The sequence below is a fragment of the Microbacterium sp. PA5 genome, from assembly GCF_049860775.1.
GTDB lineage: Bacteria > Actinomycetota > Actinomycetes > Actinomycetales > Microbacteriaceae > Microbacterium.
On the sequence record NZ_CP187567.1, the window covers coordinates 900,207 to 920,647 of the forward strand.

The 20,441-nt window shown below is 69.7% G+C and carries 20 protein-coding genes and 1 riboswitch; of the genes, 8 read left to right on the forward strand and 12 right to left on the reverse strand.

The window, feature by feature from the left end:
- Positions 1–122 precede the first annotated feature (122 nt).
- Positions 123–1,040 carry an alpha/beta fold hydrolase gene (locus tag ACPWUT_RS04080; RefSeq protein ID WP_425840911.1) on the reverse strand — a complete coding sequence of 306 codons (918 nt, stop codon included), beginning with the start codon at positions 1,038–1,040 and terminating at the stop codon, positions 123–125.
- Positions 1,041–1,139: 99 nt separating this feature from the next.
- Here ACPWUT_RS04080 and ACPWUT_RS04085 point away from each other — a divergent pair, with 99 nt between their 5' ends.
- The 3 genes from ACPWUT_RS04085 to ACPWUT_RS04095 all read left to right on the forward strand — a co-directional run bounded on the left by ACPWUT_RS04085 (position 1,140) and on the right by ACPWUT_RS04095 (position 2,911).
- Positions 1,140–1,655, forward strand: coding sequence for a carboxymuconolactone decarboxylase family protein (locus ACPWUT_RS04085; RefSeq protein ID WP_284529910.1), 516 nt, complete (start codon positions 1,140–1,142; stop codon positions 1,653–1,655).
- Positions 1,648–2,358: a tyrosine-protein phosphatase gene (locus ACPWUT_RS04090; RefSeq protein WP_425840914.1), complete on the forward strand. Its 711-nt coding sequence runs from the start codon at positions 1,648–1,650 to the stop codon at positions 2,356–2,358. The genes ACPWUT_RS04085 and ACPWUT_RS04090 overlap by 8 nt, the downstream gene beginning before the upstream one ends.
- A gap of 73 nt (positions 2,359–2,431) precedes the next feature.
- Positions 2,432–2,911, forward strand: a complete 480-nt coding sequence (locus ACPWUT_RS04095) for an SIP domain-containing protein (protein WP_284529913.1) — start codon at positions 2,432–2,434, stop codon at positions 2,909–2,911.
- A gap of 24 nt (positions 2,912–2,935) precedes the next feature.
- Here ACPWUT_RS04095 and ACPWUT_RS04100 read toward each other — a convergent pair whose 3' ends face one another.
- The 4 genes from ACPWUT_RS04100 to ACPWUT_RS04115 form a co-directional block, all read right to left on the reverse strand.
- Positions 2,936–3,388: a Fe-S oxidoreductase gene (locus ACPWUT_RS04100; RefSeq protein WP_284529915.1), complete on the reverse strand. Its 453-nt coding sequence runs from the start codon at positions 3,386–3,388 to the stop codon at positions 2,936–2,938.
- Positions 3,385–4,194, reverse strand: coding sequence for an arginase family protein (locus ACPWUT_RS04105; protein ID WP_425840919.1), 810 nt, complete (start codon positions 4,192–4,194; stop codon positions 3,385–3,387). Before ACPWUT_RS04105 ends, ACPWUT_RS04100 begins: the two co-directional genes overlap by 4 nt.
- Before the next feature lie 139 nt (positions 4,195–4,333).
- The gene (locus ACPWUT_RS04110) at positions 4,334–5,071 is read right to left on the reverse strand and encodes a PspA/IM30 family protein (RefSeq protein ID WP_425840922.1); all 738 of its coding nucleotides are present in this window, start codon (positions 5,069–5,071) and stop codon (positions 4,334–4,336) included.
- A gap of 62 nt (positions 5,072–5,133) precedes the next feature.
- Positions 5,134–7,131, reverse strand: a complete 1,998-nt coding sequence (locus ACPWUT_RS04115; protein ID WP_425840925.1) for a TPM domain-containing protein — start codon at positions 7,129–7,131, stop codon at positions 5,134–5,136.
- Positions 7,132–7,371: 240 nt separating this feature from the next.
- Between ACPWUT_RS04115 and ACPWUT_RS04120 the strand changes: the two genes are divergently transcribed.
- The 5 genes from ACPWUT_RS04120 to ACPWUT_RS04140 all read left to right on the forward strand — a co-directional run bounded on the left by ACPWUT_RS04120 (position 7,372) and on the right by ACPWUT_RS04140 (position 11,791).
- Positions 7,372–8,208, forward strand: coding sequence for a DUF3097 family protein (locus ACPWUT_RS04120; protein ID WP_425840928.1), 837 nt, complete (start codon positions 7,372–7,374; stop codon positions 8,206–8,208).
- Positions 8,209–8,248: 40 nt separating this feature from the next.
- Positions 8,249–8,992, forward strand: a complete 744-nt coding sequence (gene trmB / locus ACPWUT_RS04125) for a tRNA (guanosine(46)-N7)-methyltransferase TrmB (RefSeq protein ID WP_425840931.1) — start codon at positions 8,249–8,251, stop codon at positions 8,990–8,992.
- On the forward strand, positions 8,989–10,302 hold the full coding sequence (locus ACPWUT_RS04130) for an MFS transporter (protein ID WP_425840934.1): 1,314 nt from the start codon (positions 8,989–8,991) through the stop codon (positions 10,300–10,302). The genes trmB and ACPWUT_RS04130 overlap by 4 nt, the downstream gene beginning before the upstream one ends.
- 1 nt (position 10,303) lies before the next feature.
- The gene (locus tag ACPWUT_RS04135; RefSeq protein WP_425840937.1) at positions 10,304–11,173 is read left to right on the forward strand and encodes a CPBP family intramembrane glutamic endopeptidase; all 870 of its coding nucleotides are present in this window, start codon (positions 10,304–10,306) and stop codon (positions 11,171–11,173) included.
- A 220-nt stretch (positions 11,174–11,393) separates the two neighbouring features.
- Positions 11,394–11,458: riboswitch (guanidine-III (ykkC-III) riboswitch) on the forward strand.
- A gap of 9 nt (positions 11,459–11,467) precedes the next feature.
- Complete coding sequence (locus tag ACPWUT_RS04140) at positions 11,468–11,791, forward strand: DMT family transporter (protein ID WP_284529924.1); 324 nt, start codon at positions 11,468–11,470, stop codon at positions 11,789–11,791.
- Between the two features lie 159 nt (positions 11,792–11,950).
- Here ACPWUT_RS04140 and ACPWUT_RS04145 read toward each other — a convergent pair whose 3' ends face one another.
- The 7 genes from ACPWUT_RS04145 to ACPWUT_RS04175 form a co-directional block, all read right to left on the reverse strand.
- Positions 11,951–12,157, reverse strand: a complete 207-nt coding sequence (locus ACPWUT_RS04145) for a hypothetical protein (RefSeq protein ID WP_425840940.1) — start codon at positions 12,155–12,157, stop codon at positions 11,951–11,953.
- 437 nt (positions 12,158–12,594) lie between these two features.
- Complete coding sequence (locus ACPWUT_RS04150; RefSeq protein ID WP_425840943.1) at positions 12,595–13,941, reverse strand: APC family permease; 1,347 nt, start codon at positions 13,939–13,941, stop codon at positions 12,595–12,597.
- A gap of 121 nt (positions 13,942–14,062) precedes the next feature.
- Positions 14,063–14,590 (reverse strand): MarR family winged helix-turn-helix transcriptional regulator, encoded by a 528-nt coding sequence (locus ACPWUT_RS04155; RefSeq protein ID WP_284529928.1) that lies wholly within the window; start codon positions 14,588–14,590, stop codon positions 14,063–14,065.
- Between the two features lie 283 nt (positions 14,591–14,873).
- Positions 14,874–15,350 (reverse strand): hypothetical protein, encoded by a 477-nt coding sequence (locus ACPWUT_RS04160; RefSeq protein WP_425840946.1) that lies wholly within the window; start codon positions 15,348–15,350, stop codon positions 14,874–14,876.
- A 615-nt stretch (positions 15,351–15,965) separates the two neighbouring features.
- A complete protein-coding gene (locus ACPWUT_RS04165; RefSeq protein ID WP_425842176.1) occupies positions 15,966–18,776 on the reverse strand; it encodes an HD domain-containing protein in 2,811 nt (936 codons plus the stop codon).
- Between the two features lie 34 nt (positions 18,777–18,810).
- Positions 18,811–19,335: a hypothetical protein gene (locus tag ACPWUT_RS04170; RefSeq protein ID WP_425840949.1), complete on the reverse strand. Its 525-nt coding sequence runs from the start codon at positions 19,333–19,335 to the stop codon at positions 18,811–18,813.
- Positions 19,336–19,358: 23 nt separating this feature from the next.
- Positions 19,359–20,435 (reverse strand): ATP-dependent DNA helicase, encoded by a 1,077-nt coding sequence (locus tag ACPWUT_RS04175; RefSeq protein ID WP_425840952.1) that lies wholly within the window; start codon positions 20,433–20,435, stop codon positions 19,359–19,361.
- Positions 20,436–20,441 lie beyond the last annotated feature (6 nt).

A 20,441-nucleotide genomic window follows, 5' to 3' on the forward strand; every position in this document is an offset into this window, starting at 1 on the left:
GCACCGGGCTTCTCGGTGGGATTGCGCTGCGTCGCGGCGGTCTGCCGACTCTGGTGCGCGTAACAGCCTAGAGTCCGCCGCGGGTACTGCGGACATCCGGGGTCACGAACGTTCGAGAATCGTCATGGGGCGAGGGCCGCGATCCGCCGTCCGAGGTCGACCGGCTGCTCCTCCTGGACGTTGTGTCCCGAGGCGACCTCGACGACCGACGCGGCGGGCAGGCGGCGCGAGAACTCCTCGGCATCGGCCGGGGTGACGAAGCCGCGATCGCCCCGGATCAGCGTGATCGGCGCGGTCACGGCGGCGAGGTCGTCCCATCCTGCCGCCGACAGCACATCCCGCACGGCGTCCTGCTGGGCGCTCGCGGCGGCGGCGATCGCGGGGTCGCCCGCGGCGGCGTTGGCGAGGTGCGCGAAGTGGTGCTTCCACTCCACGCGGCCGTCCTCGCGCACGCGCGAGTTGAGGAAGACACCGCGGGCGGCGGCTTCGGGAGAGCCTCCGAGTCTGAACGACAGGGCGCGCTCGACGAGCTCTTCCCGCGACGCCCAGTCGGTCGGTCCGGCGAAGAAGGCGCGGATCTGCGACGCATCGCCGGAGGGATCGATGCCGGGGGTGATGTCGACGACCACGAGCTCGCGGACGAGTTCCGGATGACGGGCCGCGAGCGCTGCGGCGGCGAGCCCGCCCAGCGACTGCCCGACGAGCACCTGCGGGCCGCTCGTCCACTCCGCGACGGCCGCGGCGATGTCGTCCGCGAGGACCGGGCCGGTGTAGGCCGCGTCCGTCCGCCACGACGAGTCCCCGTGACCGGGGAGGTCGATCGCGAGCGCCGGAAGGCCGAGGGCCAGGATCGTCGTGTCCCACGTGTGGGCGTTCAGCCCGGCGCCGTGCAGGAACGTCGCCACGGGCGGTGCGTCGCCGTAGGCGAGGGCGCTCACCGTCCGTCCGTCGGGCAGGGGATGCGTCAGCCTGCGCACCGGCGGCGCAGCGACGCCGAGGTCGGCGGCCTGCGCCGGGAGGAACTGGAACTCGTCCGTCATGCGGCAATCATGCCCGACACGGGGGACACATCGCCGCGCCGCCGCCGTGCGCACGACGCGGGACGAAACGCGGGCGGTGACGGGTCGTAGGCTGGGCGCATGACCCAGGAACGACGCGTCCACCTCTCCCGTTCCGCGCGGCCGGCGTACGACGCGCTCGAGTCGTTCTCGCAGACCGTCGGCCGGATCGCGGCGGACGCCGGGATCGACGCGCGGCTCAAGGAACTCGCGCTCATCCACAGCTCGCAGCTCAACGGCTGCGCGTACTGCGTGCGCATCCACGTCGACCGCGCCGTCGCCGCGGGGGTCACCGCCGACGAGATCGCCCAGCTGGCCGCGTGGCGTGACTCGGGTGTCTTCACGGCCCGTGAGCGTGCGGCCCTGGAGCTCGCCGAGAGCTACGTCTTCATCCATGAGGACGGCATCCCCGACGACGTCTACGACCGCGTCGGCGGCATCCTCACCGAGGCCGAGTACGTCGCCCTCAGCTGGCTGCTGGTCTCGATCAACGCCTTCAACCGCATCACGATCGCGGGGAAGTATCCGGTGCCGCCGCGCCGCGCGGCCGCGCCGGATGCGGCTGCCGCGGCCGACGCCGCACACCCCCATGCCTGACGTCGCCGGCGCACTCAACTTCCGGGACGTGGGAGGCCTCCCCGCCGGGGCGGGGGAGACCCGCCGCGGCGTGCTGTTCCGCTCGGGCAACCTCGCCCGCGTCGGCGCCGCCGGGCGCGAGACGATCCGCACGCTCGGCCTGCGCCGCATCGTCGATCTGCGCGAGGACGAGGAGATCGCGTTCGAGCCGACCGACCTGGGCGATCTGCCGGTGACGACGCGGCGCGTGCCGCTGTTCGCGGGCTCTGCGACCTCGTTCTTCGCGCAGGACGTGACCCTCGATGCGCTCTATCGCACGCTGGTCGACGAGTCGGCGCCGGCGATCGTGGAGGTCGTGCGGAGCGTCATCGACGAGGCGCCGGTGCTCGTGCACTGCACGGTCGGCAAGGACCGCACGGGAGTGACCGTCGCGCTCACCCTCGCCGCCGCCGGTGTCGACGAGGACGCGATCGTCGCCGACTACGCCCGCACCGAGGCGCTGCTGCCGCCCGACCGCAATGCGCGGGTACTGGCGTACCTGCAGCGGCTCCACCCCGAGGCGCGCAATCTCGCCGACCTCGCCACCCGCTCTCCGGCGCCGGTGATGCGGACGCTCCTCGACGACCTGCACGCCCGCTACGGCGCTCCCGTCGAGTTCCTGCGGGCGCACGGCCTCGCCGACGACGAGCTCCGCGAGCTGCGGCGGGTCCTGATCGCCGGCTGAGCCTCACCTCCAATTGAGCCTCATCTCCAAATGAGGTGAGGCATGCCTTACCGCGCGGTATAGTGGAGGCATCATGTCCACGGTCTCCGCAGCCCACAGCACCGCGCACAGCGCCAGCGCCTGCCGCGCGGCCAAGCACGCGCGCGTGCAGCAGCTGATCACGGCCGATGAGCACTCGCTGACCGAGCTCGAGCTGCTGCTGACGACGCTGCCGATCTGCTCGACCGGACGGGTGTTCGTCGAGGTCCCCGACGCCACGTGGATCGGCGAGCTCGCCGTGCCGCCCCGCATGGTCGTGACGTGGCTCGACCGCTCGCAGCGCTCCGGAGCACCCGGCACCGGACGATCCTGCACCGCGGGACAGGCACTCTCGCGCGCGGTCACCGCGTGGGCCGACGAGATGCTGTGCGACCACGATCACGCCACCCAGGTCCACCTGCTCGGCGGGTTCCTGGGCACGGCCGACATCGTCGACCACCTCACCGAGCGGCTCGGTTTCGCCGCCGACGGCATCCACACGCCCGAGCGCTTCGGTCTCACCACCGCGCGCTGACCGCGATCTGCGGCTCAGGCCTGATCAGCGTGTGCCGCGCGGTACGTAGTTGCCGTCCTCGAGCCCTGCGAGCACCTCGAACCGGTTCGTGAGCGGGTTCCGGCCGGCGAGCAGGTACAGCAGCGGCATCAGGAAGCCGTAGCGGCGCCACTGACGCGCGTGCACCGCCTCGTGACGCAGCAGCGCGTCGGTGACCGGCGCCGATCCTGTCAGGAAGCAGCCGCCCACGCACACGCCGCCGCGGCCGAAGGTCCAGTTCGGCATGCCGGTGAACACCCACAGGCCCTCGCGCCGCTCGATCCGGCCCGTCGACCACAGCGTGCCCCAGACCCAGCCGACCGAGCTGCCCCACCAGTAGCCGAGCAGGCTGATCGGCGAGTCGACCAGGACCGCCGGCAGCACCCGGTCGATCCGCTCGCCGCGCGCGACCGCGCGATCGGCGCGCTCGCGCCAGCCGGCCGGGGGACGTGCGATCACGCGAGAGACCCCACGACTCGCAGGATGGTGCCGAGGTCGTCGACGGCGGCGTGCGGCGACGCCGGCGCGAAGCCGGCGATCGAGGAGCCCACCAGCGGGAAGCGCGCCCGGAGTGCGCGGACGGCCGCGGTGAGGTGGTCCAGCGGCACGCCGAACGGCACAGGAAGCGCGACGCCCCCGAGCGCGGCGGGGTCGAGCACGTCGAGATCCACGTGGACGTAGACGGCATCGGCCCCGGTAGCCGCGACGGCGTCGACGAGCGCGGCGGGATCGGCGAGGTCGCCGGCGGGAACGTGGCGCAGGCCCGTGGAGCCCACGGCATCCCACTCGGCATCCTCGAACTCGCGCGCTCCGGCGAGGACCACCCGCTCGGCACCGACGGCACCGTCGCTGAGCGGTCCCGGGGTGAAGGCGGCGCGCAGCGCCATGCCGCCGAACGCGCCCGAGGGAGACGTCTCGGGGGTGTGCAGGTCGCCGTGCGCATCGAACCAGACGACGGCGAGGCCGGGATGCGCCGCGGCGGCGTGGGCGATCGCGGGAACCGCGACACCGCAGTCGCCGCCCACCACGAGCGCCGTCTCGTCGGAGGCGGCCAAGGCCTCGGCGAGACTCTCCCGCACGCGGCGGAGGGCGCTGAAGCGGCGGATGCCCGTCTCGAGCGACTCGCCCGCCTCCACCGGGACCTCGACCCGCGTGCACGCGCTCCGGGGAAGATCGCCCGCGATCGCCTCGGCGCCGTCGATCAGGAGCATCGCCCGCGAGGCGGGGGAGCCCTGCCACTGCGGGGCCACCAGGAAACGCGTCATGATGTCATCTTCCTCTGCTCGGGCCGCCTCCGGGTGCCGCGGTGGGCGCGCGAGCGCACGCTGTCGGCGAAACGCGTCAGCGCCGGGCGTCGCGGACGACACCCGGCGCTGACGCGGAACCGCTTACTGCTTGATCGACTTACTGCTCGATAGCCGGCGCGGCGGTGCCGCCGGACTTCAGCGCGGCCAGGCGTGCTTCGACCTCGGTCAGCTCGCCGACGTCCTCGAGCTCGTTGAACTGGGCGTCCAGCGACGAGGCGGCGATCTCGGCCTTTCCGGCGGCGAGGGCCTCCTGGCGGCGGACCTTGTCCTCGAAGCGGCCGAGGTCGCTCGTGGGGTCCATGACGTCGATCGACTTGACCGCGTCGTGCACCTTGTTCTGCGCCTCGGCGGTCTTGGCGCGGGCCAGCAGCTCGGAGCGCTTCGACTTCAGCTGCTCCAGCTTCTGCTTCATGCCGTTGAGGCCGTCCTTCAGCTTGTCGACGACCTCGGTCTGCGCGGCGATCGACGGGGCGATCGCGGCGGCCTCGTTCTCCTCGCTGATCTGACGCTGGAGGGCGATCTTGGCGAGGTTGTCGAACTTGTCGGCGTCGGCCGTGTTGCCGGCCGTGCGCAGCTCGTCGGCCTTGCGGCTGGCCGCGAGCGCCTTGTTGCCCCACTCCGTGGCCGCCTTGACGTCCTCGGCGTGGTCGCGCTCCAGCAGGCGCAGGTTGCCGATCGTCTCGGCAATGGCCGACTCCGCGTCGGCGATGTTGTTGGTGAAGTCGCGCACCAGCTGGTCGAGCATCTTCTGGGGGTCTTCGGCCTGGTCGATCAGCGCGTTGATGTTCGCCTTCACGAGGGTCGAGATGCGGCCGAAGATGGACTGCTTTGCCATCGGTTTTCCTTTCCTAGCGGGAGGTATGGGTGGTCGAGTGAATGGGTGCCGGCGACGGCCGGTCAGAAGCGTCCTCCGCCGCGGCGGGAGCGGGTGCCGCCGCCGCCGAAGCTGCCGGAGCTGAATCCGCCGCCTCCGCTCCGGCGACCGCCGCCGCCGAAGGAGGGCATGCCGCCGCCGCCGCGGTTGCCGCCGCCGAGCAGGGAGTTGATCAGGATGCCGCCGAGGACGGCGCCCATGACGTCGCCTCCGCCTCCGCCGCCCTGGTTGCCGAAGCCGCCGCCGAAGCCGCCGACGTCGTTCTGCGCGTGCTGCATCGCCTGTGCGGCCAGCTCGTTGGCGCGCTGGGCGGCCGCGACCGCCTGAGCGGGGTCGGAGGTCGCGAGTTGGCGCGCCTGGACGAGCGAGGCGCCCGCCTCGGCGAGTCGGGTGCGGGCGGTGGCGCCCACGGCGCCGCGTCGCGAGGTGATGTAGTCCTCGGCGGCGGAGACCTGCGCCTGCGCGTGGGTGAGCAGCTGATCCAGCTGCTGCGCGGCGCGGCGCTGCTTCTCCTGTGCGTCGCGGATGCCGGCCAGCAGTGTATCGATCTCGGCGTCCGCCTTCTCGAGGCCGTCGAGGGCGAACAGCGGGTTCTTGGCCGTTCCGCTGAGGAGCGGACGGGACGTCTCGATCTGCTGACGCGTGCCCGCGACCACCCCCGCGATGCGGCCGTCGGGGTCGGGGAGCGCCGCCGCCGTGGCAGCGTCCTTCTCCAGCTCCGCGATCAGCGAGGAGGCTTGGCGCTCGCCCGTGGACAGATCGGCGGCGAGCTTGTCGACCGCGTCCTGGAGCAGCTTCGCCTGGGCGACGGCCTCCTCGGCCGCCCGGATGCTGACGGCCGCCTCGCCCCCGTCGCCTGCGCCGATGGCGGTCTGCGCGGCTGCCAGCTGCTCATCGGCGAACGCGAGGCGCTGGCGCGCCTGTTCGGGGTTGTCGGCGATGGCGGTGAGCGCATCGGGTGCGTACGAGCCCTGGAGGGTCGTGAGGCGGGATGCCGCGGCGTCGGTTCCCTGCCCGACCGTCGAGCGAAGCTCCTGCACGCGGGCGAGCGCCTCGGGCGCATTCTGCTCCAGCTTGCGGAGCTCGTCGAACGCGGCCGCCTTGGCGTCGAGGGCGGCGTTGGCGCGCTCGCACAGCTCGAGGATCCGCGTGTTCCAGCCGCGGACGTCCTGCTCGCTGTCGGGCGTCGCGTCGTCGAGCTGCTGCTTCAGGGCGAAGGCGGCGTCGAGGTCGGCCTTGGCCTGGGCGAGCACCGTCTCGAACTCGACCGCGGCGGCATCGCCGAACTGCGCGCGGGCGAAGCCGAGCTCCTGCTCGCTGGTCTTGAGCGCGTCATCGGTCTGCACGAGGGCCGAGGCGGCCCGCCGGGCGAGTTCCTCGATCGGCTCCTGCGGGATCGCGGGGGCTCCGCCGCCGGTCACCTGGGGCTGCCGCGCCTTCCGCCGCGAGCGGACCACGAAGAAGATCAGCGCGCCGACGACGACCACCAGCAGCAGGACGAACAGGATGCCGCCGAATCCGCCGCTGCCTGCGCCGCCCCCGCGGGCGTCGGCCAGGCCGTCGGCGGCCGCCGTGGCGCCCGCGACCCAGTCGCCGCCCTGCAGGGCCGGACCGATGCGCTCCTGCTCGATGGCGGCCAGCTGATCGTCGCTGACGGGGCTGTCGGGGTGGCCGGAGAGGAAGAACGAGCGCCCCTCGGTGGAGATCGCCAGCAGGTACTGGTTGGGGCCGAGGTTGTTCAGATCGGCGGTCGTGTTGCCCCAGTCCGACGCGTCGGAGGGGTTGGTGAACTGGTCGACGTAGACCACCCAGAGGTCCAGGCCCGACGAGTCCGACAGCGCCTCCGAGCGGGCCTGCACCGCCTGCTCCTGCGACGCCGACAGCACCCCGGCGTCGTCGAGCACACGGGTGCTGCCCAGGGGGAGAGGATCGGTGGCCGAGGCCGGCAGAGCACTGCCGAGCACGATCGAGAGGGTGGCTGCGAGCGCCAGCACCCCGCGCGTCACCCGGCGCGATCGCATCGGTGGATCCTCCTCGTCGGGGACACGTTCCCCGCCCCTTTTGCGAGTCTATGCCCGGCGCCGTATGCGGCGATAGGCGATCCGGCCGGGGTCGCCTGTGGATCTGCCCAGACCTTCCGCGGCTGGGCTTCAGGAGTCGTTCGGGGCCCTCGTCGGCGGTGCGATGCGCGTCGCTCGCAGGTCGCGACGCCCGCCCGGGCTAGGCTCACGCACTCGGGGCGACACGCACGGAGGATCGGGATGGACGACAGGTACGGGAGCGATGTGCTGGCCGCGGGATGGCGTGAGGCCGGGCGGAAGGCCCTCCCGCAGGTGCCCGCCGACCGCGACCTCGTCGTGGAGGTGGCGGGCGACGGCTACTGCGGCGCCGTCGTCGGGATCGAGGCCGGCCACGTGGCCCTCGAGGACCGCCACGGTCGCCGTCGGCTCTTCCCCCTGGGCGGCGGATTCCTCGTCGACGGCCGCGCGATCCAGCTGATCGCGCCGGCCGCCGCCGCGCCGAAGGGGCCGGCGCGCACGGCATCGGGGTCGTTCGCCGCGCCCACGTCTCGGGCGCGCGTGGCCCACGCCTCGCGCATCCTCGTCGAGGGCAAGCACGATGCCGAGCTCGTCGAGAAGGTGTGGGGCGACGACCTCCGCGCCGAGGGCGTCGTCGTCGAGTTCCTGCAGGGCGTCGACCTGCTCGATGCAGTGCTCCGCGACGATCCGCCGTCGGCCGACCGCCGCTACGGCGTGCTCGTCGACCACCTCGTCCCAGGATCGAAGGAGACCCGGATCGCCGAAGCGGTCGCGCGCGGTCCGCACGGCCGGTTCGTGCGGATCGTCGGCCACCCCCATGTCGACGTCTGGCAGTGCGTCACGCCGCGCGCCCTCGGTATCGCGGGCTGGCCGGACGTGCCCCGCGGCATCGAGTGGAAGGTCGGCGTCAGCCGCGCGCTCGGCTGGCCCGCCGAGACGCCGATCGACCTCGCCCGCAACTGGCAGCGGATCCTCGGCGCCGTCCACAGCTACCGCGACCTCGATCCCGCGCTCCTCGGCCGCGTCGAGGAGCTCATCGACTTCGTCACCGTTGATTGAGGCGGCGGTCGGCGTCGGCGCCGGTCGGTAGCCTTGACAGGTGCCCGAGCCCGAAACCGCCACCGACGCCCCGCGCTACCGCGACAAGCCCGTCTCGTTCGTGCGCCGCAGCGGCCGGATGAGCGAGGCGCAGGACCGGGCGTGGGAAGAGCTGTCGCCGCGCTACCTGCTGCCCGTGCAGCGTGACGCGGCATCGACGAGCGTGCTCCCCGGCTCGGTCATCGACCCCGCCGCGGTGTTCGGCCGCTCAGCGCCGCTCATCGTCGAGATCGGCTCGGGCCAGGGGCACGCGATCGTCCACGCGGCGTCCTCGCGCCCCGGGACCGACTTCGTCGCCGTCGAGGTCTTCCGCGCCGGACTCGCCCGCACCATGCTCGACGCCGACCGCGCCGCCGCCGACAACCTGCGCCTGGTCGAGGCGAACGCCCCCGAGGTGCTCGAGCACCTGCTTCCGGAAGGGTCGGTCGACGAGCTCTGGGTGTTCTTCCCCGATCCCTGGCACAAGGCCAAGCACAACAAGCGCCGGCTGATCGCGCCCGCGTTCGTGCCGATCGCGGCGCGCGCCCTCCGCGACGGCGGGGTGCTCCGCCTCGCCACCGACTGGGAGGACTACGCCCTCCAGATGCGCGCTGTCCTCGCCGACGCCGCGGAGTTCGCGCCGGACTTCGAGGGGGAGTGGGCGCCGCGATTCGACGGGCGCGTCATGACCGCGTTCGAGCGCAAGGGCATCGCCAAGGGACGCGAGATCCGCGACCTCGCATATCGGCGCCGGCCGAGATCGTGACCGCCGGCGCCGGCACGCGCGACCGCTGGCGCGCGGTGCGTCCGCTCGGCCATCGCGACTTCCGGATGCTGTTCACCGCCGTCGTGCTCTCGATCTTCGCGGCCGGGATGTGGGCGGTCGTCATGGTCTACGCCGTCATCGACACCGGCGGCGGACCGCTGGCCCTGTCGCTGGTCGCCGCCGCCAACGCCGTGGGGCTCCTCGCCTGTGCGATCCCCGGCGGCATCGTCGCCGACCGCGTCTCGCGCCGCCTCGTGCTGCGCGCGATCGAGACGGTCAACGTGCTCGCGATCGCCTCCGTCGTCGTGGCGGGCTGGCTCGGCGCCCTCACCGTCCCGCACCTGACGATCGTCTCGTTCCTCCTCGGCGGCGGCGCCGGCTTCTTCTTCCCCGCCTACAGCGCCGTCCTTCCCCGCATCCTGCCGCAGGCGCAGCTGCTGGCGGCCAACGGGCTCGAGAGCGCGATCCGTCCCGCGCTCCAGCAGGCGGCGGGTCCGGCGGCCGCCGGCATCCTGCTCGCCGCGCTCCTTCCCGCCCAGGCGGCGGTTGTGATCCTCCTCGCCCACGCGGGTGCGCTCGTCGTGCTCCTGTTCCTGCGTCCGGAGCCGGTCGCCGCGCAGGGAGACGGACACGGGGAGACCGCGGGGGAGAAGGCGGAGGGCTCGGCGGCGGCGGGGGTCCGCGGCATCCTCCGCGATCTCCGCGAAGCGGTCGTCTTCACCCTGCGGACGCCGTGGCTCCTGTGGACGCTGCTCTTCGCGACGCTGTGGGTGCTCTTCACCGTCGGTCCCGAGACGGTGCTGCTGCCCTTCGTCACCGCGGAGCGCTTCGGCGACGACCCGCGCCTGTTCGGCTTCCTCCTCGCCTTCTTCGGCGCCGGCGGCGGCGTCGGCTCGCTCTTCGTGTCGTCGCTGCCCCTGCCGCGGCGCTACCTCACCGCCATGACCCTCGTCTGGGGGTTCAGCACGCTGCCCTACATCGCGATCGGCCTCACCCAGTCCTACGCCGTGATGGCGATCAGCTGCGCGCTCGCCGGCTTCGGCTTCAGCTACGGCAACGTCATCTGGGGCACGCTCCTGCAGCGGCGCGTGCCCCGCCACATGCTCGGCCGCATCTCGAGCCTCGACTTCTTCGTCTCGCTCGCCCTCATGCCGCTCTCGATGGCGATCGCCGGTCCCGTGGCCCAGGTCGTGCCGCTGTCGGTCATCTTCGTCGTCGCCGGCATCGTCCCCTTCCTCATCGCCTTCGCCGTGCTGGCTCTCGCTCGGATGCCGCAGGATGAGATCGCCCACCCCCTGAAGGACGACTGACGTGAACGCACGCTCCGCCCCGCACCCCCGCCCCGACGCCGACAGACGGCCGCTCGTCTCGGTCGAGGTCGTCCCGGCGCTCCTCGTGTGCCTGGCCGCGCCCGCGTTCTTCGTGCTGCTCACGCCGTGGCTGGGCTGGCTGCTCCTGGCAGCCGGGCTCGGTGTGGCCGTCGCGATCGAGCGGGGGAGCGTCACGGCATCCGGGCCTTCGCTCACTCGTGACCTTTCGCTCATCGCCGTCGGGCTCCTGATCGTCAGCTCCGTGCCGCTCAAGGCCGAGCTCGACAACGCGGCGATGATCCGCTTCACCCTCGCCCTCGGCGGTGCGGTCGTCGTCCCGTATGTGCTCTCGCGCTGGGTCTACCGCGACCACGCGATCCGGTTCCCGTGGCGAGGCGGCGGACGCTGGCGGCCGTGGCAGTGGGCATGGCTCGCGGCCGTCCTCCTGCTCGGCTGGCTGATCCTGCCGTTCTACTTCATCACCTCGGGCGTCTACCTCAACTGGCCCGTCGTCGACACTCCCGATCTCATCGCGCGCCTCTTCGTCGGCGTCGGCGCCGTCGGCATCTGGGACGAGCTCTTCTTCATCTGCACCTGCTTCGTGCTCCTGCGCCGGCACTTCGCGGATGCCACGGCGAACGTCATGCAGGCGGTCGTGTTCGTGTCGTTCCTGTGGGAGCTCGGCTACCGCGCCTGGGGGCCGGTGCTCACCATTCCGTTCGCGCTGCTGCAGGCGATCATCTTCCTGCGCACGAAGTCGCTCGGCTACGTCGTGACCGTGCACCTGCTCTTCGACGCGGTCGTGTTCGCCGTGCTCGTCCATGCACACAACCCCGGTCTGCTCGACGCGATCTTCTTCATCGCCCCCTGAGCGCTCACCCCGGTCGTTGAGCGTGCGCAGCGAGACGAAACGCCCGCGCCGCCTCCCGGTCGTTGAGCGAGCGCAGCGAGACGAAACGTCCTGCGCCGCCGCCCGGTGTTGAGCGAGCGCAGCGAGACGAAACGCCCGCGCCGCCTCCCGGTCGTTGAGCGAGCGCAGCGAGACGAAACGCCCTGCACAGGCACTGATCAGACCGCTCCGCTAGCCTCGATCACGGACCTCGACAGGGTCCCCGGACGACGGATCAGTACCCGGTGAGCGACAAGACTGGCCATGGAGGCAGTCATGTCGTGGGTCATCCTCATCCTCTCCGGTGTGCTCGAAGCGGTCTGGGCGACCGCGCTCGGCAAGTCCGAAGGGTTCACGAAGCTCTGGCCGACCGTCGTCTTCGGCGTCACCCTCGTCGCGAGCATGGGCGGTCTCGCCTGGGCGATGCGCGAGATCTCGACCGGCACCGCCTACGCCGTCTGGGTCGGCATCGGCGCCTCGCTGACCGTCGCATGGGCCATGATCAGCGGCGACGAGGACTTCTCGATCGTGAAGATGCTCCTCATCCTCGGTCTCGTGGGCTGTGTCGTCGGCCTGAAGCTCGTCGGCGGCGACCACTGAGGGCCCTCGCTCCCGGTCGTTGAGCGAGCGCAGCGAGACGAAACGCGGCTTCGGTGGTGTCGCCCCCGGTTGTTGAGCGAGCGCAGCGAGACGAAACGCGGCTTCGGTGGTGTCGCCCCGGTCGTTGAGCGAGCGCAGCGAGACGAAACGCCCCCGCGCTCAGGTCAGCAGGTCGAGCAGCGCCGGCCCGAACACGATGAGAGCGGCGACCGGAACGACGAGGAGTCCGAGTGCCGCGATGCCGATCGCGGCCATGCTCCCGAGGATCGACAGCACTGCCGCGCCCGTCGCCGAGCTGACGCGCGCCGCCGCGGTGCGGGGCGTGCGGGCGGTGTGGCGGGGGAGGGTCAGGGTCGCGGTGGCCATGATTCGACGGTACGAATCGAGGGTCTCGTGGCGCGTCGGCCGGTGGTCTCATCGGCATCCGTCGGAAGGATGATTTCGCTCTTCAGGACGACGCGACTTTCACCTTCAACGTGAACGAGAGGTGACTTTTCGGCGAAGTATTGACGCCGTTTCCGGGCTGAGTATCTTAGGTCTCGCGAAGGAAAACGGAAACGAAAGAACCTTGAAAGAGGAACCGACACAGGAACCGACAACGCATGATGATCGCCCCGGAGCTTCGGCTCCGGGGCGATCTTCGCGTGGGCCGGTGATGCCCCTCCATGGGCGCAGATTCGGAGCATGACAGCGGATTCGGACCCGTGTCGCCGGAGCATCCGAATCCGGCGCGATCCTCCGATTCCCGCACTCGCCGAGCCGCGCCGATCCGCTCCACGACCGCGCACGGCGGGCGCGCACCGTCACTTGCCGCGGCGGCGCGACCAGCGGTCGTAGCCGAGTCCCGCGAGCCACGTGCCAGCAGGGACCGCGAACGCCCACGGGTCGGCCTGAACGCCGAACGCGGCGACCAGCGCCAGCGCGAGCAGGGCGACGCACGGCGCGGCCCAGCGCCCGAGTACCCGCGACGGTCCCGACCGCCACGCGACACGGCTCGCGGCGACGACGGCGGGTGGGACCAGCAGAGCAGCGCTCGCGCACGCGATGACGCGGTCCGCGGGAAGGAGCGCGGCCGTGACTCCGGCCGACGCGACCACGAGCATCGTCGCCGCCAGCGGGGCCTGCGAGGTCTCGCGGAGCCGGCGGAGGCTCCGGGAGGGACGGGCGGGCAGCAGGCCGTCTCGCGCCGCCGCGAACACGATGCGAGCCCCCTGCATCGCGATGACGATCGCGGCGTTGAGGCAGGCGATCGCCGCGCTGGTGAGGACGGCGATCTGCAGGGGCGGTGAGGAGTCGAACGCCGACACCGCGTGGAGCAGTCCGCCTGTGCCGTCGGGGAAGACCGGGCCGCACCAGCTGCCGACCAGAAGACCGCCGAGAGCCGTGAACTCGAGCGCGAACGTGAGCGCCAGCGTCCACCCGACGGCGCGCGCCGCGAGTCGCCCGGATCCGAGGTCCTCTTCGCTCAGCATGACCGCGGACCCGAAGCCGGCCAGCGCGAAATAGGCCACGGCGATCGACGCGAGGAGCGGGCCCGCCTCGAGGCTTGCGAGCGACGTCAGCGCGACGCCCGCACAGGTCTCGAGGGAGATTCCGGAGTCCACGAAGGCGACGATCCCGATCGCGGTGATCCCGAGCACCGCCACGATCTCGATGTACAGGAGCACTGAGGTGATCCGCGCGCCGTGGAGCACCCGCTGGGGCGCGACGACGGCCACGACCGCGGCGAGGACCAGTGCCGTCCACAGCTCCCCGCCCGTGCCGAGGATGCCGGCGAGAAGCTGCGCCGCACCCTGGAGCATCGCTGCGATCGCGAGGATCGCGCCGACGAGCGTCGTCGTGAAGGTCGCGCGCGCGACGCCGGAGCCGAGGACGCGGCGCGCGAAGGCCCATTCGCCCCCGGCGCTCGGGAACTGTCGTGCGAGCGAGGAGTAGCAGGAGGCGAGCGGAACGCACAGCAGTCCGGCCAGCAGGAGCGCGACCGGTGCGCCCCAGTGCAGGGAGAACAGGATGGCGGGGAGGATCACCACGACCGACGACGCCGGCGTCACCGACGACACGGACAGCCGGATGACGTCGCCGAGCCGGAGCGTGCGCGCCAGCTCTGCTCCCGTCCCGGCCAACGGCGCCTGCGATTTTGCTGCGTCCACGGCCTCGCCTCCCGTCTCTAAAGAGACGTCGACGAAGCCTGGAAATGACGGCGCGACCGTTGTCCGGCAGCCGCCACCGGGGGAGAGCCGCCGGGGAGAGAGGGGAGGGGTGCGACGGCGGCTACGGTCGCAGGGTTTCGTCCCATCCGGCCAGCATCGCGTTCAGCAGGCGTGCGAGCTCCTGCTTCTCGCTCGCTGACAAGGGCGCCGCGAAGCGGGCTTCCGCCGTGTTCATCTCCTGGAACAGGCGGAGCATCGTCTGATCGCCCTCGTCGCTGAGCCGGACGAGGCTCCGCCGCGCGTCGTCCGGATCGGGGCGGCGTGAGACGAGTCCGCGCGTCGACAGCTGAGACAGGATCGTCGTCAGCCCCGACTTGGAGACCATGGCGGCGCTCGCCACCCAGCCGGCATCCCGCTCCCCGAACAGCCAGAGGTTCCACACGACCTCGAACTGCGCCCAGGTGAGGCGGTAGGTGTCGAGGATCTCCGCGGTCTGGAAGGCGCGCGCAGCGTCGGCGGCTTGGTGCAGCAGCCACACGGCGCGGAACGAATCCCGATCGACGGCGCCCTCGTGGCGCGCGAGAAGCTCCTGCGTCGCCTGCTCGTACTCGGACTGCGGGAGGAACCCCGGACCACGCTTCGTCGCCATTCGCTTGCTCTCCTGCTCGGCTCTGGGTTAACCATACGTCCGCGAACGAACATCTTGCGCAGGCTCGCTCTACGGGGTACCGTGGTGTCATTCGTTCGAGGACGAACGAAACAGCATCAACGTTTACAACCGAAGAGCGCCCCCCGGATGCTCGCCGCGCGCGTCCCCCTATACGCCGGGTGAGCTGAGCTGTCCCCCCGGGCAGCTCGGGAACGGGGACCGGCCCCCACCGGCCCCCGTTCCCGCATCCGCGTTGCCGCCGCCAGTGGTTCGGCGGGGGTGCTCAGGCGGCCGCGAGGATGCCGGCCAGGGGAGCGGGGATGCGGTCGAGCGGCAGCGCTTCGGCGAGGAGCCGGGCGTATCGCGCCTTGTTGCCGCTGCGTCCCCCGAAGAAGCGTGCGAGCTGCGCCTCGGTCGAGCGAAGGCGCTGCGCCGGCTGCCGCTGCAGGCGGCGGAACGACTCGAGCTCGCCCTGCTGAGCGATGACGGCCTCCACGGCGTCCGTCCCGAGCGCGCGCACGAGCTCGGCCTCGAGGTCGGGATCGCAGACGAAGACCACCTCGATCACCCGGGCGAAGTCCGTGCGCTCCTGCGCGTCGACGAGGCCGACGATTCGCTCGCCGGGAAGCGAATCGACCGCGCGGTGGGCACCCTTCGAGCCGCCCACCGCGAGGATGCGCGGGGTCGGCATGCGGAGGCGCCGGGCGATGACCTCGAGCGCAGCGGCGTCGCTGGCGCCTTCGACGAGGATCACGGTCATGGTGGCGAGTGTAGGAGGACCGGCGGGAGGGAGTGGGCGACCTTTGGTACCGGAATGTCGGAGAGCGATTTCCCAAATCTGCAGATACCGGCAAAACCCGCGGAATTTCGCGGGTTTTCGGGGTTCCGCGGTACGTCTAGCTTCGCCCGAAAACACATGAAATCTCACCAAGTGTGGGCAAAATGTGGGCAACTTGAACTCGCGCGTCGCGTCGTCCCGATCTACAACTCTAGGGTCCGCTACGCGCGACATAGTTGCGAACGCTGAACACCATGCACATGTAGCGGTCGTCACTTGATCCGCTCCGACGCGAACTCTCGCTGCTGAATCGTATTGGGGCGGGCACCATTGAGGGGGAGGTTCTCCGAACTTGTTGCCGAAGAAATGTTGCTTCTTCCGCTCGCTTCACCGCCGCGCGGCACACCGCGACGCACTGGGTCGGATGCGTCGGTGTGCGCTGAGCCACCAGGGACCGGGGCTGATCCATCGCGGGATAGCTGGGCACCTTCGGCGTCGAGGTCTGCCTAGACCCGCCTCCCGTGGGTGAGGATGCCTCGTGGACGTAGTCGAACACATCCACCTTAAGTCGCCGCACGTCCGCTCGCCGGACCGCTCTCAATCACGAGGAAGCCGCAACACCGACAAACTGAGGTTCGAGAATTCCGGGCCCTTCGCCATCAGTCTTGCGTATTCGGCAAGCAGATTACTCCCGACGACGGAGGCCACGCCACCAAGCAGCGCTGCGTACTCTCGCCAGTGCGTGATGTTCCCAGGGTGCAAGCCTTCGAGCAACCGGTCTTTCGCGGGTGCATGCCCTGCAGCCAGTCGATCGATTTCCCGGACCAATGGGTGGTCGGCGTTCAGCGCGATCTCACGATAACTCAGCTTCACTGCGACAATGTCGCTTTGGTCATCAAATACAGGACGCTGCACGGACGGTCCGCGCCAATATTCGTCAGTCGCGATCTCGAATACAAGCAGGTCGGTCTCCAGCTCCGCAACGGTCAGCCAACGACCTCGCGTGAGAAGGCGAAGATGACCTTCGCAGACTAGGCGCTTGGCGCTCAGGGTGATGCACGGCAGGTCGGGCCTCCCTTGAGACCACGCGGAGACTGCGGCTTCATCGTCTCGAATGGGCCGGCGCCTGGTGGCCGAAGACGTGTACCGGTGAGGCACCAGCAAGCGCTCCGTCTCCAGCAGTTCCTCCACAGAGGCAAGGGCTCCGCTCTCCGTTTGAATGTACGGCCGTGTTCTGGCCCAGGCCGGGCAGAGCCCGTTGAACTTCTCTACGAGCCCTGCCAAATAGTCAATGTCGGGGCCGTGGCTTTCGAGATGACGATCAAGAGCGGAGGCAATCTTTTCAAGCACAGGACCCGGAAGCTGGGGCTGGCCGAGCCGATCCAGGCCGCCCCGAGCGGCGGCATCAAGCGTCCTGAGGTCTAGAACATGGCGCCACATCGATTCGCGGGATGAATTACCTCGCGTATTGGACGCGAGTCCGTTGATCGCCACCTTGGATACCCCCGGTCTGGGTAGATCAGCTAGAGGGTCGACCGCGAGAATCTCGCGTTCATAAGAGCTGCGTGACAGGGTCCAGTCTTCAACGCCGCTACGCGCAACGGTGAGCAGCTCAAAGTATCCAAAGGCGCCATCGCCCGTGACATCGATACGCCGAGTACGGCATTCGAAGTCATCGCTAAGCGGCAGAGGTTCGCTGGTGGGCTCAAAAGCCGCTTGGCTGATTACCTGTGCGGTGCCATCAACCTCGATCTTGATCGGGAACTCTACAGCGGTGCACATCTCCTCAATCTGTTCCAGCATCCATCGCAGGCTCCTTGGCTCTCTCAAGTCGACGCGCACCGTGGTACCAGCGATCGCGCGATGCGATTCCTCAATCACGAGATATCCCCTGGGTCCGGCGAGGCGCAAGCTGAGAGCGCTCTCGGGCGGATCTTCATGCCAGCGGGTGACAACCGTGACGTCGTCGGACACGCCGAAAACGCTCAGGAATCCGACACCGAACCGACTGGTCGGGGTGAACGGAAACCTACCGACGAACGAAGAAGAGCCGTACCAAGAGCGGCCAATCTGTAGGAAGTAGTTCTTTATGATGTCCGGCGTCATCCCCGTTCCATGATCCGAAATCGAGATTGATCGAACGACGTCGTGGTCGTCGAGACGCTCGGTTTCTATCTCGATGCTTAGGGGAAACTTCTCGCGAATAGCGGCTGGGACCTCGTTAGCGTACGTCTCGGTTTGTGATTCAGTCAAATACATCATCACCCGTGATGCATCAAGCGCGTTTTGCATAAGCTCACGCATGAAGCCGGGTCCCGACCCATGTACATCCGCAACAAGACGCGTGACGACGGCAGCTTCGTCAAAATGAAACTTCCAGTCCTCAACTCGATATGTGGCGCCGGGCGCACGTTCAATCCGGATGGAGCCTTCCGGTCCGACGCTCGCCTCCGGGGGCACCCAGGATCGGTGACGAGGTTCTTGACTCATCAGGCGCTGTGCGCCGTTTACTTCATTCGCCAGCCAGGTACACCAGTCAAGCAACAGGCGATGTTCGTCTGCCGTCTCGCAGAGCGCGCCGACCCTAATCTTGTCGGGTGAAGTCATGCGGTCGTGAATTCGGTTGTACTGCGTCCAGTGGACCTCGCTTGAACGTGGAAGAGGCGACACTGAGCTCCGAAGGAGCGGGCAGGCCCGAGCATTACGCATATCGAGAAGGTCTCCGAGCCTAAGAAGGATCGTGAGCAGGCGGACGTCGACCGCTTGACCGAAATGATCGCGACGTGTCGGATATTCGGTGTCGGATTGGAGCGCCTGTGGGCTCAACCCGTGGCCCACACATATCGCCACCAGGCTACGCACCGCGGCATGATCGCCAGCGAGGAAGCGGTCCACGTTCAGCGCGGAGTTGATCGCGACCGCGGCGCGCTCAGTGTGCTGCCGGCGGAAGAACTCGGCAATCGCCCACTGCTGCTCAAGTCCGCGCACAAACTGCTCTTGTGCGTTGTTGAGCGGGGCGTCGTTAGTGACTAGATCGGCCGTATCGGAATGATCGAGGGCGAAACGTTCCCACGCCGCGGTCGAAAGTGCCGCGATCTTCTCCTGATCTGTCACGACCATCCCAGTGTCATGGAGGTACGCAGCCAGCAACAGGAGGTATGCCTCAATAGGCGTGAGCTCGACGCACGCAGTTTCCGGATCGAAGGCATCTCGATACACCAAGGCTGATATCTCACGCACGATTTGATCACTGTGATCCACTGCGTGGGACGTGTAATGCGCGAACGTCGCCGAGACCCGCCCCAGATACGTCTCGACATCGCTACGCAGCTCAAGCACTTTCGCGCCGAGGTCGGGACGTCCTGACAATGCTCTATAGAGGGCATAGTCCTGAACTGGTGCGTACATCACCCTCCGTAAGTCGAGACGCCTCGTTCCTCCGTCACACCATATTGCTTCGGGGCCCGAAGCAGCGGCGAATGGCGGTCGGTGTCGCAAACCGTGGAGCGCTGACTCCGGTCGTTAGCTGGCGCGGCACGAGTGTCAGCGACCCTCCCCGTTGACCGCGCAGCGTTTTGCAGAGCGCGCATGGAGCGAGCTTGTTCAAACTCTCATCCCGCAACTTGCGTACGGCGCCCCGGCAGCGGGCCCCGTGGTCATCGTCGCCAGCTCCCCGCGCCCGCGCCGCACGCCGCATCTCCGCCTGGGCCGCGCGCACCGCGTCCTGCATTGTCAACTCCGGAGTTCCGCGCTGCATCGACTCGGCGAGACACTCGCGGGCCGCGGCATCCGTGCGCGCCACGACGATCGCGACGTTGCTCAGCCGACCCCGCGTGAGGCCGACGTAAAGCCCTGCGGCATCGACATCTGGCCCGACCACTGACGCACCCGCCGTGTCGCCCTCTACACCGTGCACGGTGGACGCGTACGCGAGCTGCAGGTGCTCGCACGCGTACTCGGTGGACACACGCGCCACCTCGCCACTGTCGCTCACGGACACAGAGACAGGTACTCGTCGCGGATGCCGCGCACGATCCACTGCGCGCGATTCTCGACTCCCGTGAGCCGGTCGTTGCGACGCGTCTGCACGGTGTCGCCGACGAGGATGCGCTGCTGCCCGATTCCCCACGCGGCGACGCGGACGTCGAGCTCGCCCTTATCGATTCGCCGCTGCTGGATGGCGTCGTTGATCACATCCGCCTCAGCATTCGTGCCGGATACCAGCGTCACTCGCTTGCCGCGTGCGTGCCAGTCGAAGTACGCGTCGATCATCCGCTGCCGCGCCGCGTCGTGATGTTCGACCCGGTCGACGTGACCGTGTGCGGCGAGCTCGCCCGCAACCACCAGCGCACGCTCGCGATCACCCGCATCCCGCAGCCGCAGCGTGAGCGCCGCGTAGTCGGGATCGCGGAACCGGTGCACCGTGTCGAGCTCGACCGCAGCATTCGCGTGCCGGATCGCGGAACCCATCGCACCCGCATGTCCCACCGGCAGCGCCTGATGAGTGTCACCCACGAACGCCAGCCCGACACCCTGCTCGATCGCGAGCTCGACCAGGACGGTGGCCGTCTGCAGGTCGACCATGCCGGCTTCGTCGACGACTATCCGATCGCGAGAGCGCAACACGTGCTGCGTTGGTCCGCCGTATACGGCGCCCGTGCTGGGATCAAGTTCTCCCGCTCTAAGCCTGGTCCACACCTTCGCGCCGGCCCCGTCGGTGCTCCTCCGGTAGCCATGATCCGAAAGCAGGGCATGAATACTGGATGCCGCGGCCCCGACCTCACGAGACGCCACCGATGCCGCCTTTCGCGTGGGAGCAACGACGAGCATGAGTCGCCGTTGCGACGTGAGCGCCGCGGACGCAGCGCGCAGCATGGTCGTCTTGCCCGTGCCCGCGGGGCCGGTCACCGTCACGAGCCCGTCCGTGCCGGCGATGGCGCATGCGGCCACGCCTTGCGACGTATCCAGAGCCGAGAGATCTTCGTGCGGTGCGAGCCGGTGCAACTCGTTCGGCAGTAGCGAGCGCCCGGGGCGGGCGAGAACGTCCAGGCGGCCGGCAAGGCGCACCTTGGC

What these genes read in the sequence shown, in the direction of transcription:
- ACPWUT_RS04080 (WP_425840911.1), bottom strand. Translation starts at nt 1,040, where the DNA reads ATGACGGACGAGTTCCAGTTCCTCCCGGCGCAGGCCGCCGACCTCGGC.
- ACPWUT_RS04085 (WP_284529910.1), top strand. Translation starts at nt 1,140, where the DNA reads ATGACCCAGGAACGACGCGTCCACCTCTCCCGTTCCGCGCGGCCGGCG.
- ACPWUT_RS04090 (WP_425840914.1), top strand. Translation starts at nt 1,648, where the DNA reads ATGCCTGACGTCGCCGGCGCACTCAACTTCCGGGACGTGGGAGGCCTC.
- ACPWUT_RS04095 (WP_284529913.1), top strand. Translation starts at nt 2,432, where the DNA reads ATGTCCACGGTCTCCGCAGCCCACAGCACCGCGCACAGCGCCAGCGCC.
- ACPWUT_RS04105 (WP_425840919.1), bottom strand. Translation starts at nt 4,194, where the DNA reads ATGACGCGTTTCCTGGTGGCCCCGCAGTGGCAGGGCTCCCCCGCCTCG.
- ACPWUT_RS04110 (WP_425840922.1), bottom strand. Translation starts at nt 5,071, where the DNA reads ATGGCAAAGCAGTCCATCTTCGGCCGCATCTCGACCCTCGTGAAGGCG.
- ACPWUT_RS04115 (WP_425840925.1), bottom strand. Translation starts at nt 7,131, where the DNA reads ATGCGATCGCGCCGGGTGACGCGCGGGGTGCTGGCGCTCGCAGCCACC.
- ACPWUT_RS04120 (WP_425840928.1), top strand. Translation starts at nt 7,372, where the DNA reads ATGGACGACAGGTACGGGAGCGATGTGCTGGCCGCGGGATGGCGTGAG.
- ACPWUT_RS04140 (WP_284529924.1), top strand. Translation starts at nt 11,468, where the DNA reads ATGTCGTGGGTCATCCTCATCCTCTCCGGTGTGCTCGAAGCGGTCTGG.
- ACPWUT_RS04145 (WP_425840940.1), bottom strand. Translation starts at nt 12,157, where the DNA reads ATGGCCACCGCGACCCTGACCCTCCCCCGCCACACCGCCCGCACGCCC.
- ACPWUT_RS04155 (WP_284529928.1), bottom strand. Translation starts at nt 14,590, where the DNA reads ATGGCGACGAAGCGTGGTCCGGGGTTCCTCCCGCAGTCCGAGTACGAG.
- ACPWUT_RS04160 (WP_425840946.1), bottom strand. Translation starts at nt 15,350, where the DNA reads ATGACCGTGATCCTCGTCGAAGGCGCCAGCGACGCCGCTGCGCTCGAG.
- ACPWUT_RS04165 (WP_425842176.1), bottom strand. Translation starts at nt 18,776, where the DNA reads ATGTACGCACCAGTTCAGGACTATGCCCTCTATAGAGCATTGTCAGGA.